The sequence below is a fragment of the Marinomonas algicola genome (genome assembly GCF_014805825.1).
Classification (GTDB): Bacteria; Pseudomonadota; Gammaproteobacteria; order Pseudomonadales; family Marinomonadaceae; genus Marinomonas; species Marinomonas algicola.
Genome location: NZ_CP061941.1, coordinates 3,584,731 through 3,600,606, shown reverse-complemented (window position 1 = coordinate 3,600,606; position 15,876 = coordinate 3,584,731). Strand labels below are relative to the sequence as shown.

The 15,876-nt window shown below is 41.5% G+C and carries 10 protein-coding genes; 3 read left to right on the top strand and 7 right to left on the bottom strand.

What is annotated here, in order from left to right; genetic code table 11:
* Positions 1-200 precede the first annotated feature (200 nt).
* Positions 201-1,421, top strand: coding sequence for an FAD-dependent monooxygenase (locus IEZ33_RS16435; RefSeq protein WP_191601096.1), 1,221 nt, complete (start codon positions 201-203; stop codon positions 1,419-1,421).
* Positions 1,422-1,561: 140 nt separating this feature from the next.
* Here the strand turns inward: IEZ33_RS16435 and IEZ33_RS16430 are convergent, their stop codons facing one another.
* The 7 genes from IEZ33_RS16430 to IEZ33_RS16400 form a co-directional block, all read right to left on the bottom strand.
* Positions 1,562-2,545: a DUF4862 family protein gene (locus IEZ33_RS16430; protein ID WP_191601095.1), complete on the bottom strand. Its 984-nt coding sequence runs from the start codon at positions 2,543-2,545 to the stop codon at positions 1,562-1,564.
* Positions 2,546-2,772: 227 nt separating this feature from the next.
* The gene (locus IEZ33_RS16425) at positions 2,773-4,017 is read right to left on the bottom strand and encodes a dicarboxylate/amino acid:cation symporter (RefSeq protein WP_191601094.1); all 1,245 of its coding nucleotides are present in this window, start codon (positions 4,015-4,017) and stop codon (positions 2,773-2,775) included.
* Between the two features lie 388 nt (positions 4,018-4,405).
* Positions 4,406-5,821, bottom strand: a complete 1,416-nt coding sequence (locus tag IEZ33_RS16420) for a sigma-54-dependent transcriptional regulator (RefSeq protein ID WP_191601093.1) — start codon at positions 5,819-5,821, stop codon at positions 4,406-4,408.
* The gene (locus IEZ33_RS16415; protein WP_191601092.1) at positions 5,811-7,502 is read right to left on the bottom strand and encodes a transporter substrate-binding domain-containing protein; all 1,692 of its coding nucleotides are present in this window, start codon (positions 7,500-7,502) and stop codon (positions 5,811-5,813) included. Before IEZ33_RS16415 ends, IEZ33_RS16420 begins: the two co-directional genes overlap by 11 nt.
* Before the next feature lie 140 nt (positions 7,503-7,642).
* Positions 7,643-10,018: an ATP-binding protein gene (locus IEZ33_RS16410; RefSeq protein WP_191601091.1), complete on the bottom strand. Its 2,376-nt coding sequence runs from the start codon at positions 10,016-10,018 to the stop codon at positions 7,643-7,645.
* Between the two features lie 15 nt (positions 10,019-10,033).
* Positions 10,034-10,849 carry a substrate-binding periplasmic protein gene (locus IEZ33_RS16405; RefSeq protein ID WP_191601090.1) on the bottom strand — a complete coding sequence of 272 codons (816 nt, stop codon included), beginning with the start codon at positions 10,847-10,849 and terminating at the stop codon, positions 10,034-10,036.
* Positions 10,846-11,586, bottom strand: a complete 741-nt coding sequence (locus IEZ33_RS16400; protein ID WP_191601089.1) for a response regulator — start codon at positions 11,584-11,586, stop codon at positions 10,846-10,848. The genes IEZ33_RS16405 and IEZ33_RS16400 overlap by 4 nt, the downstream gene beginning before the upstream one ends.
* Positions 11,587-12,250: 664 nt before the next feature.
* On the opposite strand from IEZ33_RS16400, the gene nhaC reads away from it, so the two are divergent.
* Both nhaC and IEZ33_RS16390 read left to right on the top strand, forming a co-directional pair.
* Complete coding sequence (nhaC, locus tag IEZ33_RS16395) at positions 12,251-13,741, top strand: Na+/H+ antiporter NhaC (RefSeq protein WP_191601088.1); 1,491 nt, start codon at positions 12,251-12,253, stop codon at positions 13,739-13,741.
* Positions 13,742-14,354: 613 nt separating this feature from the next.
* A complete protein-coding gene (locus tag IEZ33_RS16390; RefSeq protein ID WP_191601087.1) occupies positions 14,355-15,863 on the top strand; it encodes a sugar ABC transporter ATP-binding protein in 1,509 nt (502 codons plus the stop codon).
* Positions 15,864-15,876 lie beyond the last annotated feature (13 nt).

Below are 15,876 nucleotides of genomic sequence, written 5' to 3'. Positions count from 1 at the left end.
CTTAAAAATGATTTATTCTCTTATAATGATAGGTTGTAAACCATGCTTTCGCTAATCTACATGCCTTGAAAATACGTATCATAAGAATGTTTCGGATCAAAAAAAATGAATTTTTTTTGATCCGAAACATTCTTTTATTGTAGGTATCGTTTATATTTCCTTGCGTTATCTTCACTGTTTTTTAACAAAAAGGTCCATTAATGAAACAAAAGATTGTAATTGCGGGTGCCGGTATTGGTGGCTTGTGTGCGGCTTTGTCCTTCGCTCAGCGAGGGTTTTCCGTGCAGGTATTTGAACAGTCATCTCAATTAGGTGAAGTAGGTGCCGGACTGCAAATGAGCCCAAATGCAATGAAAGTCTTAGAAGCATTAGGACTTAGTGAACAGGTAAACAAGGTGGCTTTTGTGCCACAAAATGCGGTACTGAGACACTACCAAAAAGGCTCGTATTTTTTAAAGGCAGAATTAGGAAAAGTCGCAGAACAGCGCTATCAATCGCCTTATTTACATTTGCATCGAGCGGATTTACATGCACTTCTTTTGGATGCAGCGACTGACATTGGTGTTGATATACGACTTAATTCGAGGTTAATCAGTTTCACCCAAGACGATCATCAGGTAAGGATTACTTTGGAAGATGGTACGACTGATTCGGCGTCCCTTCTGATTGGTGCTGATGGAATACGTTCGAACGTACTTGCTCAACTGCAAACCGTTGACGATTTTAACCATGATGTAAACGCCCCTGTTTTTACCGGGCAAGTGGCCTGGAGAGGCGTTGTCCCCACGGATAAGTTGCCACCGCATCTGATTAAACCGGATGCAACGGTTTGGGTTGGACCTGGACGTCATTTAGTCACCTACTATTTACGTGGAGGGAAGCTCATTAACTTTGTGGCCGTTGAAGAGCGAAAAGAATGGGCTTCTGAATCTTGGAATACCCAAGGCGATGCGGAGCATTTAAAGCGCGCCTTTTCTGGTTGGCATCCTGAAGTGACTCAATTATTAGAATCGGTAGAGGAAACTTTCTTATGGGGGCTTTTTGGTCGCGAACCATTAGCTAAGTGGCACTTAAAGCGGGTGGTGTTATTAGGTGATGCTTGCCACCCAATGTTGCCTTTTATGGCACAAGGGGCTGCCATGGCCTTAGAAGATGCTTATGTCTTAGCGAAAGAGCTGTCTTCCACCAATATGCAAGATCAACAGCGTGTCCAGCACGCGTTAAAACGGTATACGCTTGTACGCTTACCTCGAGCCAGTAAAGTCCAAGCTATGTCTCGAGACAATGCGGATTTATACCACATGAAAGGGGGAGCGTTAGGCCGTATACGCTTAAACATGATTAATATGGCATCAAAGGCTTTACCCTCCCTTGTGTCGTCTAAATTAGACCCTTTATATGGCTATGATGTGACCAAATAGGGTCGCCAGTCGATCTCTACTCTTCGTTTTTGCAAACTATCCACAAAAACGCGTGTTGCTGTTTTTTAATTAGGTTCGCCTGTTTTTGTGTATAAATTAAGCCCTTATACCGCTTTTATCCTCTAAAGGTCTCTAATAAGTTATTTAGTAAAAAAATCATCTAAAATGGAGAGTGCATTTGCGTTATAAGCAATGCGATCTTCAATCGACGCTGCGCTAGGGCGAATGCCTAATTTAATACCTAAAATAAGTTCTTTGTTTTCTTTGGCCTTTGCGGTTCGTAAACATTTATGGATTTCTTCGGCTGACATCAGTGAGTCAGACTCGCCTTTAGCGTGCTCGGTCGCGGCCGTTGGTGGCATATGAGAGTCTTGCCATACGCCGAATTCTGACTCTTTATCTGAAACACCAGAGAACATAATACCGCAGAGTAATCTTTTTTCATTAAGGTAGTGTATATGCTGTATTGCGCCTTCAGGGTGGCGTGTTTCAATAACGGATCTTCCCCAATTAATCACCATTCCCACACTGTTTTTGAGATTATTCCTGTGAGCGGTACGGTTTGCGGTTATTATGGCGCTGGCTTCTTCTGCAAGCGATAAGAAGCCTTTTGCAGGTGGGTGCTCATCTAGGAGAGTATCACAATGCTCAACAACCACTTTTGCACCATCCCAGTCCCACGCTAAAAGCGCGTCCAACGAAGTTTGAAAAGCCGACTTTGAGGAGGTTCCCTCCGGTTGCTTTGGTGCAGAGTGTATTTGAATAGCGGTTACGGCTTGCCTACCTAGATGAGAATTAAGCTGTTTTATGGCAACTCTGGCTTTTTCTAGAAACGCCAGTGCGGCCAAACGACCTGACTCGGAGGTGGAGGCGAGTCCAAACTCTGGGTTTTTCCCCAGTTCATTCATTGTGCCTGGAATGCAGGTAAAAACGAAGTTCCAGGTAGGGTCTATGTTTTCGAGGAACCAAGTGTCGTCATAAGGATGTAAAGAACCAAGAAAAGGGTGCTCTAAACCTTTTATATTCGGTTCTTGTTTGAGCTTGGAATAAAATTCCGCTTCTAATTCGGGGTTCCATGATTCACCTGATGGTGAAGAAGCATAAGCGCCGACAAAATAGGTCATTCATTGTCTCCTACGAAAAACATTAAGCTAATTAAAGTAGGCTAACGGTACGTTGAGTACGCGATTTAATCAAGAATGAGGAGCGAGCTTATTGTTTACAGGCGAGAACCAATTTGGTTAAGGGTGCCCTGCTAGCGGTGAGTACCATAAGCTTAATGAATTAAAAAATCCCCTATTGCGTTTTGAGCAATAGGGGGGGGTCGTGTTAGAGTGTCAAAGTCTATTTATTAAGCTGTTTTATTATAAATAGACTCATCTAATTCATTTTCACTTTTACCCACCAGTACAGTAACCATCAAGTCACCGCAAACGTTCACGCTGGTTCGGGCCATATCTAAAATACGGTCAATACCAGCCACGATAGCCAAACCTTCTAGCGGCAAGCCTACGGTCGTTAAAACAAGAGACAGCATAATTAATCCTGCTCCTGGTACGCCAGCTGTACCGACAGAAGCAAGAGTTGAGGTAAGGATAATGACAATATAGTCGGAGAACTCTAAATCAATACCGAATGCCTGAGCAATGAACAAAGCACACACTCCTTGATACAAGGCCGTACCATCCATATTGATGGTTGCTCCAAGAGGCAAAACAAAGCTGGAAATGCCTTTGGAGACACCCATCTCTTCGCGCGATGCCTTAATCGTAGCCGGTAATGTGCCGGAGCTGCTTGTCGTTGTGAATGCAACCGCGGCGGGGTTAATCAAACCTTTTAGATAGATGATTGGATTTAAACGGCCAATAACGCTGATCATGCCAGTATAGAAAACCAATACATGCAATAAACAACCAATATATACCGCTGTGATAACTTTGATTAGAGGTAATAGAATGTCCATACCGTACTTACCAGCCACCCAAGCCATTAAGCCGAATACCCCGTAAGGCGCAAGCTTCATAACGATTTCAGTTAGCTTGTACATGGCCTCAGCTAAACTTTCAAACACCTTGATGGCTGGCTCGCCTTTTTCACCACATAGTGTGAGTGCAATGCCTAGACCCAAAGCAAAGATGATAATTTGTAAAATATTACCAGAAGCCAAAGCATTAATTGGGTTTTTTGGGATCATGTTTAGCAAGGTTTGAACTAACGCCGGCGCTTCTTTACCAACGGCATTTGGGTCCGTTATCGTCATGTTTAAGCCTACGCCAGGGAGAAAAATATTGGCTAACGTCAATCCAATAGTGATGGCCACCGCGGTTGTCCCTAGATACAAAACAATGGCTTTCAGACCAATTCTTCCCATTTTGCTGGTATCTTTCATGGAGGTTATGCCCACAATTAGAGAGCAAAACACCAGTGGTACGATGAGCATTTTAATGGCATTGATGAAAAGAGTGCCAATCGGCTTTAGTATTTCAGCGCTTGGCCCCATGATAGAGCCAACAATGACGCCGAGTACCATACCGATTAAGATTTTTTTCCAGAGCGCGAGACCACTCCAAAAATTGGTTTTTGTTTCATTGGTCATGAACGATTTCCTTTTTTCTATTTTTTAGTTTTATTTTTTGAAGATTGTCTGAAAACCTAGGTTATAGGCTGACATTAACCTTGACGTTTTTGATGTTGAACTCTATGTCTGAGGTTCAAAACGTACTGCAGAGTGTCCCCTGTCAGTACGTTTTGAATTCATTCCAGTACGCTACTACTTGTTTTGGTACGTAAGTTGAGTATTAACATAGCAATAGTAGTGCCAGAGTTGTTATTGGATTTAAGTTATTGAATAATAAGGTTTTACTTTATTCTTAAGAGGTTGAATGGGTATAACAAAAGGAATAGAAAATGGTGTGCAATTAATTTAAAGTAGTTATTTTTCAATAAGATAAGTAACTATTACTATAGTTATGACGTGCCAAAAGTTATAGGGGTTCGTTTAGCTTCTTTTTTAGCCGTTTGCTAAGAGCGGGTTGAGATATACCTAATAAACGAGAAGCGAGAGATTGATTTCCTTGGGCTCTGTCCATCGCCGCTTCGATTAATAAATCGCCGACTTCTTGCAACGTCGGAAGTGGTTGGTCACTTTTAAACAACGTGGTTTTATCGGCGTCAGCAATGTCAATTTGTTTACTTGGGTCGATAACACGACGGAATACCTCCATGGACAAAATCTTCGATTGGTGTTGACTTATGGCATCGTAGGCCAGCGCTTTTAATTCTCTTATGTTTCCAGGAAAAGAATAGTTGGCTAGTAGGGGAACGAGCTCCTTAGGAATGGTGGGTTTATTTTTTCCCAATTCAGCAGAAGCCTCCGTTAAGAAATACTCAAGCAGTAAAGGGATATCATCTTTTCGGTGTCGTAGAGAAGGAATCTCAACTTGGTGGATACGTAAACGGTAATAGAGGTCTTTTCGAAATTCGCCTGTTTTAAGTTTTTTTTCTAGATTTTGATGCGTTGCCACAATAACGCGAGCGCGTATTCGTTTTGGGCGATCGCTGCCTAAAGGGTAGTATTCTCCTTCTTGCAAGAGTCTTAACAGTTTGACTTGTGACGTAAGGCTGAGGTCGCCAATCTCATCTAAAAATAGTGTGCCATTGGTGGCTTGTTCAATCATGCCAGATCTGGCTTTATCGGCACCAGTAAAGGCGCCTTTACTGTGACCAAATAACGTATCGGCAAAGACATTATCATCTAAGCCCGCCACATTAACACTAATAAGATTACCTGAACGATTACTTAATGTATGAATAGCTTGAGCTATTTGTTCTTTACCAACGCCGCTTTCACCACAAATTAACACGGGTTGGCTGCTATTTGATACGGATTCAAGATATTGGAAAACGGAACGCATGCCCTTATTTTGCGTAATAATATTCGCAAAAACGTCTGGTCGCTCCAAGGTATCGGATAAAAAGCGTTTGCGCATTTCCTGATTTTCTTGTCGCATTTCCTGCATATGTACCGCGCGACAAATGCCTTTAATTAAACGATCTTCTTCTGTTGTTTTGACAAAATAATCGTAGGCACCGAGGCGAATGCATTGGACGGCAGTTTCTAATTGATTTAATCCGCTGACAATAATAACACCCACTTCTGGGTGCTCTTGGACAATTTTCTGCAGCAATTCCTCTCCGGAAAGGTGTGGCATAGTTAAATCCAACAAGACCAGACCAATTGGTTCTTGTTCAATGATCTCCATGGCGTCGCGACTGTCTTCGCAGCGATAAATATGGTTAAAGCCGGCACCACGCTCTAATGCAATACTTAAACTACGTAAAAAGGGGGGTTCATCATCAATTAATAAAATGCCGAAGCTTGGGTTGCGATTAGCGTTCATTGGTTGCCTTAGTAACAGGAAGAGACAGTGTGGCTTGAGTGCCTATGCCCAAAGAAGATTGATAAGTTAAACGACCTTTGTGTTCCTCAACTATTCGTGCTGATACTGATAGCCCCAGCCCTGTTCCACCTTGTTCTCGTCGAGTTGTGAAAAAAGGGTCACTTAGGCGTGATAAGTTATCGAGCTCTATGCCGCATCCACTGTCAATAATAATGAATTGCAGCAGTTCATCTTTTTGATTATAAGACGTTTTTATACTAATGCCTTTATTTTTATTCGCTAGTGCTTGGCAAGCATTGACAATTAAATTGATAATAACTTGCTCTATGCGTTGCGCATTCCCCTTAAAGGTTGGGAGGTCACTGGCGTAATCAATCTCAACACAATCACTGTGTTTTTTAATGATATTGTCCACTAATCTAACCGCGGTGGAAACAACGTTGTTTAGATCTACCGCATCATCCTGACGACCTGGCTCGTGCCGAGAAAAATCCCTTAAATCATCTACGATGCGTCGCACTCTGGACGTGCCTGCTTGCATATCATCTAGCATTAAAGGTAACTCTTCACGCATACGGCTGTATTCCAGACCACCCACATAGAATTCTCCATGAACTTGATAATGTTCTTCTAGTATTTCTTCGATGTCTTGGTAGGTCTCTTTTATGACGGGCAAATTGAGTAATAACAAACTGATTGGGTTGTTTATTTCATGAGCCACTCCTGCGACTAATATGCCAAGAGAGGTCATTTTGTCTGCTTGTACAAGTTGCTGTTGTTGCAGTTTTAATTCTTCAGTTCGGCGGTTAACTTGTTGGGTCAGCATTCTATTCCAAATCACGATGCCACCAAGAATGACACATAATAAAATGGAAATAACGGCCGTGATTTGCCCTATGGTTTTCCACAATGTGCCAGCGTTTTCTAAAGGGCCTAACCACTTGTCATAGATGGCTTGCTGGCGCCCTGTATTAATAAGTATGGCCAAACCCTCGCTAAACTGTGCAAGTAACTCGTCATTACCTTTTAAGACAGCATACCCATAATGCTGGGCCCCAAAAGGCTTACCGACAGGGATGATGTTTGACAGCGCCAATTCTCGGCCTACATACATGCCGGGTAAATTAGCCACAATAGCGTAATCGTGCTTGCCTGAAGCTAATAAACGTAAGGCGGCCGCATGGGTATCAACCAAAATAAGGGGAGAGGTGGCGCCCTCTTGCCGTAAATAATCATGAGCAACCCCGCTTTTTTGAACAATAATTTCTTTTCCTTTTAGATCCGAAAATTGAGTGATTTTAGGATTACCTTTACGGGTGAAAATAGATTGGTGAATGATGGCATGGGGTGGTGAGAACTGGTACGTTTTGCTGCGTTGTTTTGACTGAGCGATACCTTGTAATACATCCACCGTTCCGTCTTCTAGCTTTAAACGCTTTTGATTCCAGTCCCCCAATTTAATAACCACCTCCATGCTCATTACTTCAGCAATAGCCCGTGTTAGTTCGGTGTTATACCCATCCGGTTCTCCATCTTCATTTATAAACTCGTAGGGTGGGTAATTACGGTCACCAGAGACGATAATGATGTCTTCTTTTTCAAATGCATAGATAGGTAATGAGAATAGGGTAGGTACTGAAAGCAGCGACAATAAAAAAAGTGCGTGAAAAAATAAACGCATACAGTGTCTCGTAAAATAATAAAAGGTAAATGAAGTGTCATTAGCATTATTGACTAAATGAAAAACGCGATCGTCTGTAAAATGGATAAGTAAAGCGATCTCGCTGGGAACGTTGGTCAGGCTTAGCTTTAAAGCGTTAATTAGTTCGTGTAATCCTCTAATTTATCAAGTGTTACTCGGTGCACTTCCAAAAGATCGACAATTAATGACGCTACTTCCGGTATGGCTTGATTGGATTCGCAGGCCAATTCAATCTCTCTGAGTTTTTCGGCCACTATAATAGCGCCAATAGACTCGGCATTGCTGGCGAAACGGTGGGCTTCTTCCCCAATTTCGTAACTGTCTTGATTAGCCAATTCAGTCTGCAGTTGCGCAATAGACAATAGGCTGTTTTCTTTAAATAAATTAATCAGTCTAGTGAGTCGTTGTGCTCCAAGAGCGGTTTTGTGTGACTGCAACAGTGGGTCATCTATTAAAGAAAGTTGCTTGTCTTTAATAGGAAAAGACAAGCACTCATTGTCTTCTTGTTGGAAAACGTGTTTTTCAATCACTTGATAGAAAAGCGCCATATTAAAGGGTTTAGGAACGACGGCAGACATGCCTGCGGACAAACATTTTTTTAGACTATTTGAATTTACATTGGCGGTCAATGCCACTATTGGCGTTTCTTTGTTTATTGAAGGTGTGTTTTTTATATGATTAGCCACGTCATAACCACTAAATTTTGGTAAATGTATATCCAATAAAATAAGGTCGTAACGCTTATTTTCTCCCATCGTGATCGCGACTTGACCGTCTTCGGCCAGATCTACGTTATGGCCGTCCGTTGTCATCAGCTCCATCATTATTTCCACGTTTATAGGCGTATCTTCAACGATTAAAATGTTTAATGGGCGAGAGGCCAATCTCGATTGGCTACTTAACGAATCTTCCTTTTGGTTATCTACGGCGGTTTTTTCTTTTGGTTGCAAAGGGATGTTAAACCAGAATAAGCAGCCTTTATCTTCATTGTTTCTAACGCCAATTTTGCCTTTCATAGCTTCAACTAAGCCTTTGGTGATAGCCAAGCCTAGGCCGGTGCCACCATATACTCGGGTAATGCTATCATCGGCTTGACTAAAACGCTCAAACACTCTTTCTAAATAAGACTCAGCAATGCCAATACCAGTATCTTTTACTTCAATATAAATGTGTTCGATGCTCTCTTCAGCCCGCTGTTTATCGACTTTGACCGTAATGGTAATAAGACCATCTTGGGTAAATTTAATGGCGTTTGAGATAAGATTGGCGAGAATTTGACGAAGTGAACTGTCACTTCCTAAATAGTTATAGGCAAGTTTTTCGTCTAGATCATAATGAATTACGCTACCTTGTTGTTCCGCTTTGGCTGAGAAGAGTAAGCAACTTGATTGTACGACATTCTTCACTGAAAACAGGCTGATTTCAGGTGAATACGATTTTTCTTCTAAGCGGGCGTAATCTAATAGCCCGTTTAATATAGAAAGTAGGGCTTCGCCAGATTGGTATATTGAATCGAGTTTTTTGAGGTGGTCTTGAGTCAGTTTTGTATCCCTACTTAATAATTCAACCATCCCTAAAATACCGTTTAACGGCGTTTTGATTTCATGACTCATGGTAGCGAGAAATTGACTCTTGGCTTGGTTCGCCATTTCGGCTTTTTCTTTGGCGTTTTGCAGGCTTTGAGTACGTTTTTGAATGCGTTTTTGCAATTGGTCACGGTGATAGCGTAATTCTTCTTGGATCTTATCTCTGTGGGAAATGTCTTCCAAAATAGCTTGTCTCATTTGATTTATGGAGTAAACCACTTCATCAATTTCGTCAGGTGGGGTACTGCTGTTAGATTTTCTAAAAGGCAACTCCAAAGGTTTTGTTAAGTTTCCTGTACTGACCTGACGAGTATAAAGCGCCATAAATTCAAGGTGGCGAGTTACCATCAAGTGCACAATGACCAGTAACATTAATCCCGTAATGAGGACCATCAATACTTGATATAACCCAATCTGAATGGCTTTGTGAAATAGCCCTGTTTTGATTGCTTGTAAGTCATAATAAACCGTCAGTTGCCCTAGTAATCTGTCCTGCTGTCCTCTATTCGGATAATAAATAGGGAATACGGTACCGGAAGAATTTTCTTTTTCTAATACTTTCGTGTTACCAACAACAATGTCTGCGTCCCAGTGGTTGGAATGCAAAGAGACGGTTTCGACATTTGAAAAGTTGAGTATGCCTTTTAGCTGTAGTTTAATTTGTTCATGATTTAGATCCCATAAACTTTTGCGAATGCCATCTAAATGTGAAGAGGCTATGTAATCGGTTTGGCGGGTTAAATTGGCCGTTTCTTTACGATAATCACTGTAAACCTGTATCGACGTTAAAAAGATAGCCAGTAGAGTGCTAAACAAAAGTAGAGTAAGTAAAATTCGAGCGGCTAGGGGGTGAGAGTGCCTTATACCAAAAAGTGAAAAGTTGCATAAAGTAGATAGCTTGATTTTCATAGGTGAACCCCCAGGTTAAGGTGCCGTCTCGGTAGGTTTACGGCTGAGGTCACTATTAATATAACGTTTGGTGAATTTATCGATGCCGAGCTCGACAGCCTGCGCTTTCTTCAGGGCTATCAATGCGTTATTCAGTTGATCTACGTGCTTTATCAAAGGGGATCGTTTTGAGATGCCAACATGCCAATAATCAGAGACAATGGGTGTGGGTAAGCTTGTAATTTCATTTTCAAAGCCTAATTTCTTAACTTGTAAAACGCCTCCAATGGCCCCTAAAGGCATAAGATCAATGCGTTGTATGGCGAGTTTTTGAATGTTTTGAACGCCTGTAGAGACAAATTCAATGCGTAAATATTCGCGTATTTTTTGATCGACAATGTCTCCAAAACTGTCGCTAAAAAGGATGCCTACTTTGAGCCCTTTTAAGTCTTCCCATTGAACGGATGGAATTGGGTTCTTCTTATTGTAATAGAGCGTAATGGGCTCGATGACAATGGGCTCGGCTAGATACTGCATAAACTCTTTGCGTCGTTCTGTTTGATAGGCGGCGACAACCATATCAATATTACCAAGCTCGACTTCTTTTAAACAACGACTCCAGTTACTGTCTTGCTCAGTATTGATTGGGTAGCCTAATGACGTGATCATGCTCTCGACTAACATGGGAGCTAAACCAATAATATGACCTTCCTCTATCCAAGAGATAGGGGGGTAGGCTGGACTACCACAAACCGTAATAGTAGGCCGTTCATTCGCATGTGTATAAGAGCAAAAAGAACCTATTAGTAGTAGACCGATTAAAAGGTGTTTAGCTGAAATGGAGACATTCACTCGACAAAACGCTCAGTATTGTTAGGTGAGTACAGGTAGCCGATACCATGAACGGTAATGATCAGGTTTGGACAGTGCGGGTCTTGCGCCAATTTTCGTCTAATTCGACCAACAAGAACATCAATGCTTCTGTCCGTTGCATTCCAGGCTCGATTTTTCAACCTGTTCATTAACTGATCTCGGGTTAGCGGCGATTCTGCATGGTCAATAAAGGTAGAAAGTAATTGAAATTCACCTTCGGTAAGTTGTATGGAGTCTGTGTTTTCTTGCTGTAAAGCGCGACGTGCGTTATCTAATTGCCAAGTTCCAACATCACGTAATATTGGTTGCGCCACATTTTTACTATTCTTACGAATTTTCTTAACACGCCGAATTAAGTTTTTGCAACGAGCCAGTATTTCACGTGGGTTGAAGGGTTTTACAACGTATTCATCAGCGCCACATTCCAAACCAATAATACGGTCAATATCGTCCTGCTTACCGGTAACAAGGATAATGCCAATTTCAGACTGAGTCCGTAGCTCTCTTGTGAGGGTTAAGCCATCTTTTCCAGGAAGTCGTATGTCAAGTAGAATAAGGTCAAATTGCTTGTGTTGTAATATCTTCTCTGCCTCTTCAGCCGTTTCAACAGCGGTGACTTGATAGCCCTCCTGTTCAAAGTAGCTAACGAGTGTTTCTCTTGTAATGATAGAGTCATCTACAACGAGTATTTTGGCATCTAAGGTAAGCTCTTGCATGTAACCTTTATTTTCTTATGTATGAGTTTTGTAGGCAATTCGACTATAGCAAGTAAATATAGAAAACATAACCGCTGCTTTCAATCAGATTGGCAACAGTTTATTAATGTTGTAACTATCTTGTAAATGAAATGTTGTTTTTATTTATCACTGAGTCTAACCAGAGCCTATTTTATAAGCAATCGTTAAAAATTAATCAATTCTTTCGAGCAGGCGCAGAGTGTTAAAAATCATTAACGAGCGCCTTTATTTTTGTAGCGAGTTACTTTTTTTTGAAATTTACTGAAAGCACGGCTGTTATTGCGTTACCACTGAGGATAACCCCGTTAAAATCGGGCGATCTTTGTTTTAATGGCAGGGCAGCATCTCTTTTCTGTTTTGCCTTTTTTTGTTTGTACCTTCCTTTCTTTGCGCTCATTTTGTGGCGCGTTCTAAGTATTCACAATGTTTATACAATCTATTACGACCTGTTTGAGACCTCTTCGGTGCATCCTGTTAGAACTATAAAGGTGAATTAAGCGTATTGCTAAAACAGCCTAGGTATTCGGTGTTTGTGATAATACATGGGGTTGTTTTACCAATTTCATTTAATAAATGAGCGAATCTCTTAATATGACGATCGTTGCCGTCATGCTTTTTAAGAGCCATCATCTAAGGAAAAAAAATGACAGAAACGAAGAGAATAAGCGAGACCAGTAGACCAAGCCTAACCTTGGCATTGGTCCCAGTTGTACTCACATTATTTGTATTAGGCGTACAAATTTTTTATTTCGGAGATTTCACTCCACATGTTCCTCTAGCCATTGGTTTGGCCATTACGTCTCTTGTTGGTATCAAGTTAGGTTTTAAGTGGAAAGACATTGAAGAGGGTATTTTCCACGTTATTCATATCTCATTACCATCTGTCTCCGTATTAATTTGTGTGGGTATGATTGTTGGTGTCTGGATTGCAAGTGGTACCGTTCCTACCTTAATTTATTATGGTCTAACCATACTCTCTCCTGAAATATTTTTAGCCGCGGCTATGGTATTGTGTGCGGTGGTTTCTTTATCTCTTGGAACATCTTGGGGTACGGTTGGTACGGTAGGTTTAGCCTTGATGGGAATTGGCGCCGGTTTCGATATTCCGATGTATTGGACGGCTGGAGCGGTTGTATCGGGTGCCTTTTTCGGTGATAAAATTTCGCCTTTGTCTGATACCACTAACTTAGCGCCTGCGGTAACGGGTACGGATGTTTTCTCCCATATCAAGAATATGTTACCGACAACGGTCCCTTCTATGTTGATCGCGTTTGTTGTGTATCTTCTTGCTGGCTTTAGTTTCATTGCCAGTGACGATGTTTCATTTTCTAAAATCAATACAATAACAACAACACTACAAGATAATTTTACAATATCGGCTTGGTTATTATTGCCAGCGTTATTGGTTATTCTTCTCGCTGTTAAACGTATGCCACCAATTCCTTCACTATTTGCCGGCGTCATTGCTGGTGGTGTAACCGCTATGATCACTCAAGGCAGCGGTGTGCATGATGTACTAACGTATGCGAACAGTGGTTACTCAATCAGTACTGGTGTATCTGAAATTGACAGTCTGCTAAATCGTGGTGGTATTCAGTCTATGATGTGGACTATTTCACTTGTACTAATTGCCCTCGGTTTTGGTGGCGCACTCGAAAGAACGGGTTGTTTAGAAACAATCATTGCGTCAATTATGTCTAAGGTTAAAAGTTTCAAAGGTGTCCAAACCGCCGCGGTTTGTACTTCTATTTCGACAAACCTAGTGGCAGGCGATCCGTACTTATCTATTGCCTTGCCTGGTCGTATGTATGCGCCCGTTTATCGTGGTATGAAATATTCAACGCTGAACCTTTCGCGTGCCATTGAAGAAGGTGGAACACTGATTTCACCATTAATCCCATGGAATGCGGGTGGCGCTTTTGTTATCAGTGCATTAGGGCTAGGAATTGCTGAAGGGAATATTGAAAACTTAATGTACATTCCTCTAGCTTTTGCTTGCTGGATCTCTCCTGTGTTGGGCATCTTATATGCTCAGTTTGGTTTATTCTCTCCAAAGGCCAGTGAAGAAGAACTGCGTAAGTGGAAAGAAATGGGTGAAGACTCAATGGACTTGTCTAAACATCCCGCAGGTTAATTTCGCCTTTTAGGTGAAAAAGCCCATCTTGCAGTTTGAGCTGAAAGATGGGCTTTTTCGTATCTAATATCACACTTGAATGTGATGTAATCACATGGTCATTCCTTGATACTTCTAGAAGATTAATACTATTTTTCTGGTTTACTAAAATAAGTCAGAAACACAAATATTAATTAATTTTTATATACAGATAAACCAAACAGTATAAACATACGTAAGAGCGTGTTAATAGAATGATAACGCTCAGGTTAGGTACTATCCCGCTATAGGGTTAGGGTATCATATGGCGTAACTTAGTTTTATTCACTTAGTCATGATCGAAATGAGCGTTGTTTAACGCTTCGTTGCAATCGATTGGGTCGATAGCGGCAAGGCGCCGCTATTTTTATGGAATGAACTATTCAGGTGTATGAACTGGAGCAAGCTGAATGCTGTGACGCTTTCAGTGAAATCCCCAACATATAAAGGTATGTTGATACTGAGAATCAAGTTGGCGGTATTGAGTATTGATCAGCACTGGCCGACCTGAAAAGTACTTCTTCACTAATAAGCCGGTGCTTTAGTAAGTTATCTATATTTTGAACTCATCAACATAATATTATTGGGGTTTTCTATGGCGATCAAAAGTGAGCCGATAGAGTCAGACGAAACATTACTACAGTTTCGTAATATTACTAAGAAATTTGGTAATACCATTGCCGTGAATGACGTTTCCTTTAATGTAGGCTCGCATTCTGTGGTGGCACTTTTAGGTGAAAATGGTGCAGGAAAATCGACGTTAATCAAAATATTGGCAGGCGTTTATCAAGAAGATTCAGGGGGAATTCGTTATCAAGGCGATTCTCTTAGCAAGAAAGCGCGTCAGAATCACGAAATCGCCTTTATTCACCAAGATTTAGGGCTCGTGGATTGGATGACCGTTGCGGAAAATATGGCACTGTCTATGGGGTATTGTAAAAGAGTCGGTTTAATTGACTGGAAGGCAACAAATGCAAGAGCGGCCGACGCTTTAGCGATGGTCAAGGCAGACATTGATCCACGTACTCGTGTTTTCCGTTTATCTCGCTCTGAGCAATCTTTGATAGCCATTGCTAGAGCCGTTTATTGTAAGGCCAAAATACTCGTTTTAGATGAGCCTACGGCCAGCCTCCCTGCCTCTGATGTAGCGCGTTTATTTGAAGTTATTAGAGACCTTCGAAAACAAGGCGTCGGAATGATTTATGTATCTCATCGGCTCGACGAAGTCATGGAGATTTCTGATAGCATGGTTATTATGAGAGACGGTTTTCTGGTAGAGAAGTGTGATACTCAGGGAGTGCAGGAGAAAGAGTTAGTAGAAATGATTGTCGGCGCAGAACAGAAAGCATTTAAGCGTCTACAGGTTAATCAAACGGCGCCCATAATTCTACAAGCCACACAATTTGAAGCGGGCCATATTGGCCCAATTTCTTTTAACGTTAAAAAAGGGGAAATTCTTGGTTTAATCGGCTTGCGTGGTGGCGGTCAAGGTGAAGTTGGAAAAACGCTTTTCGGTGATTACCCTGCTTTCGCTGGAGAATTGCTCCTCGAAGGCGAAACATTGTCATTAGAGTCGCCACTCGATGCGATTAAGGCCGGGATTGGTTATGTCGCTGGAGAGCGATCTGAAAACTTGGCGATGTCTATGTCAGTTCAAGAAAACCTCTTCCTTAATCCTCTTTTAGGTCTAGCGTCTTTTTTTTCTATGAATGCTCTCCAAAAGGAAAAATCGTACTCAATGGATCTGATTGAACGATTTGATGTGCGCCCAAATGATCCTCAACAAGCCGTTGAGAATCTCAGTGGTGGCAATCAACAAAAAGTGATTGTGGCTCGTTGGTTAAATTTAAACAAAAAAATATTAATACTGGACGAGCCAACAGCAGGTGTCGATGTTGGAGCAAAGTCTGAAATTTATGATTTATTGAAAGAAGCTGTGCGAAAAGGACTCACAGTCATTATCGTTTCAACGGATTTTGAGGAAGTAGAGAAAATTTGTAATCGCTGTTATGTCTTTAGTAAAGGGAAGATTCACAAAGAACTGACGTCTGATGAAATTACGTTTGCCAATATGTTGAAAGCCGCTTCGGCTGATGGTCGCTAACCATGCGTTTTCA

What these genes read in the sequence shown, in the direction of transcription:
- IEZ33_RS16435 (WP_191601096.1), top strand. Translation starts at nt 201, where the DNA reads ATGAAACAAAAGATTGTAATTGCGGGTGCCGGTATTGGTGGCTTGTGT.
- IEZ33_RS16430 (WP_191601095.1), bottom strand. Translation starts at nt 2,545, where the DNA reads ATGACCTATTTTGTCGGCGCTTATGCTTCTTCACCATCAGGTGAATCA.
- IEZ33_RS16425 (WP_191601094.1), bottom strand. Translation starts at nt 4,017, where the DNA reads ATGACCAATGAAACAAAAACCAATTTTTGGAGTGGTCTCGCGCTCTGG.
- IEZ33_RS16420 (WP_191601093.1), bottom strand. Translation starts at nt 5,821, where the DNA reads ATGAACGCTAATCGCAACCCAAGCTTCGGCATTTTATTAATTGATGAT.
- IEZ33_RS16415 (WP_191601092.1), bottom strand. Translation starts at nt 7,502, where the DNA reads ATGCGTTTATTTTTTCACGCACTTTTTTTATTGTCGCTGCTTTCAGTA.
- IEZ33_RS16410 (WP_191601091.1), bottom strand. Translation starts at nt 10,018, where the DNA reads ATGAAAATCAAGCTATCTACTTTATGCAACTTTTCACTTTTTGGTATA.
- IEZ33_RS16400 (WP_191601089.1), bottom strand. Translation starts at nt 11,586, where the DNA reads ATGCAAGAGCTTACCTTAGATGCCAAAATACTCGTTGTAGATGACTCT.
- nhaC (WP_191601088.1), top strand. Translation starts at nt 12,251, where the DNA reads ATGACAGAAACGAAGAGAATAAGCGAGACCAGTAGACCAAGCCTAACC.
- IEZ33_RS16390 (WP_191601087.1), top strand. Translation starts at nt 14,355, where the DNA reads ATGGCGATCAAAAGTGAGCCGATAGAGTCAGACGAAACATTACTACAG.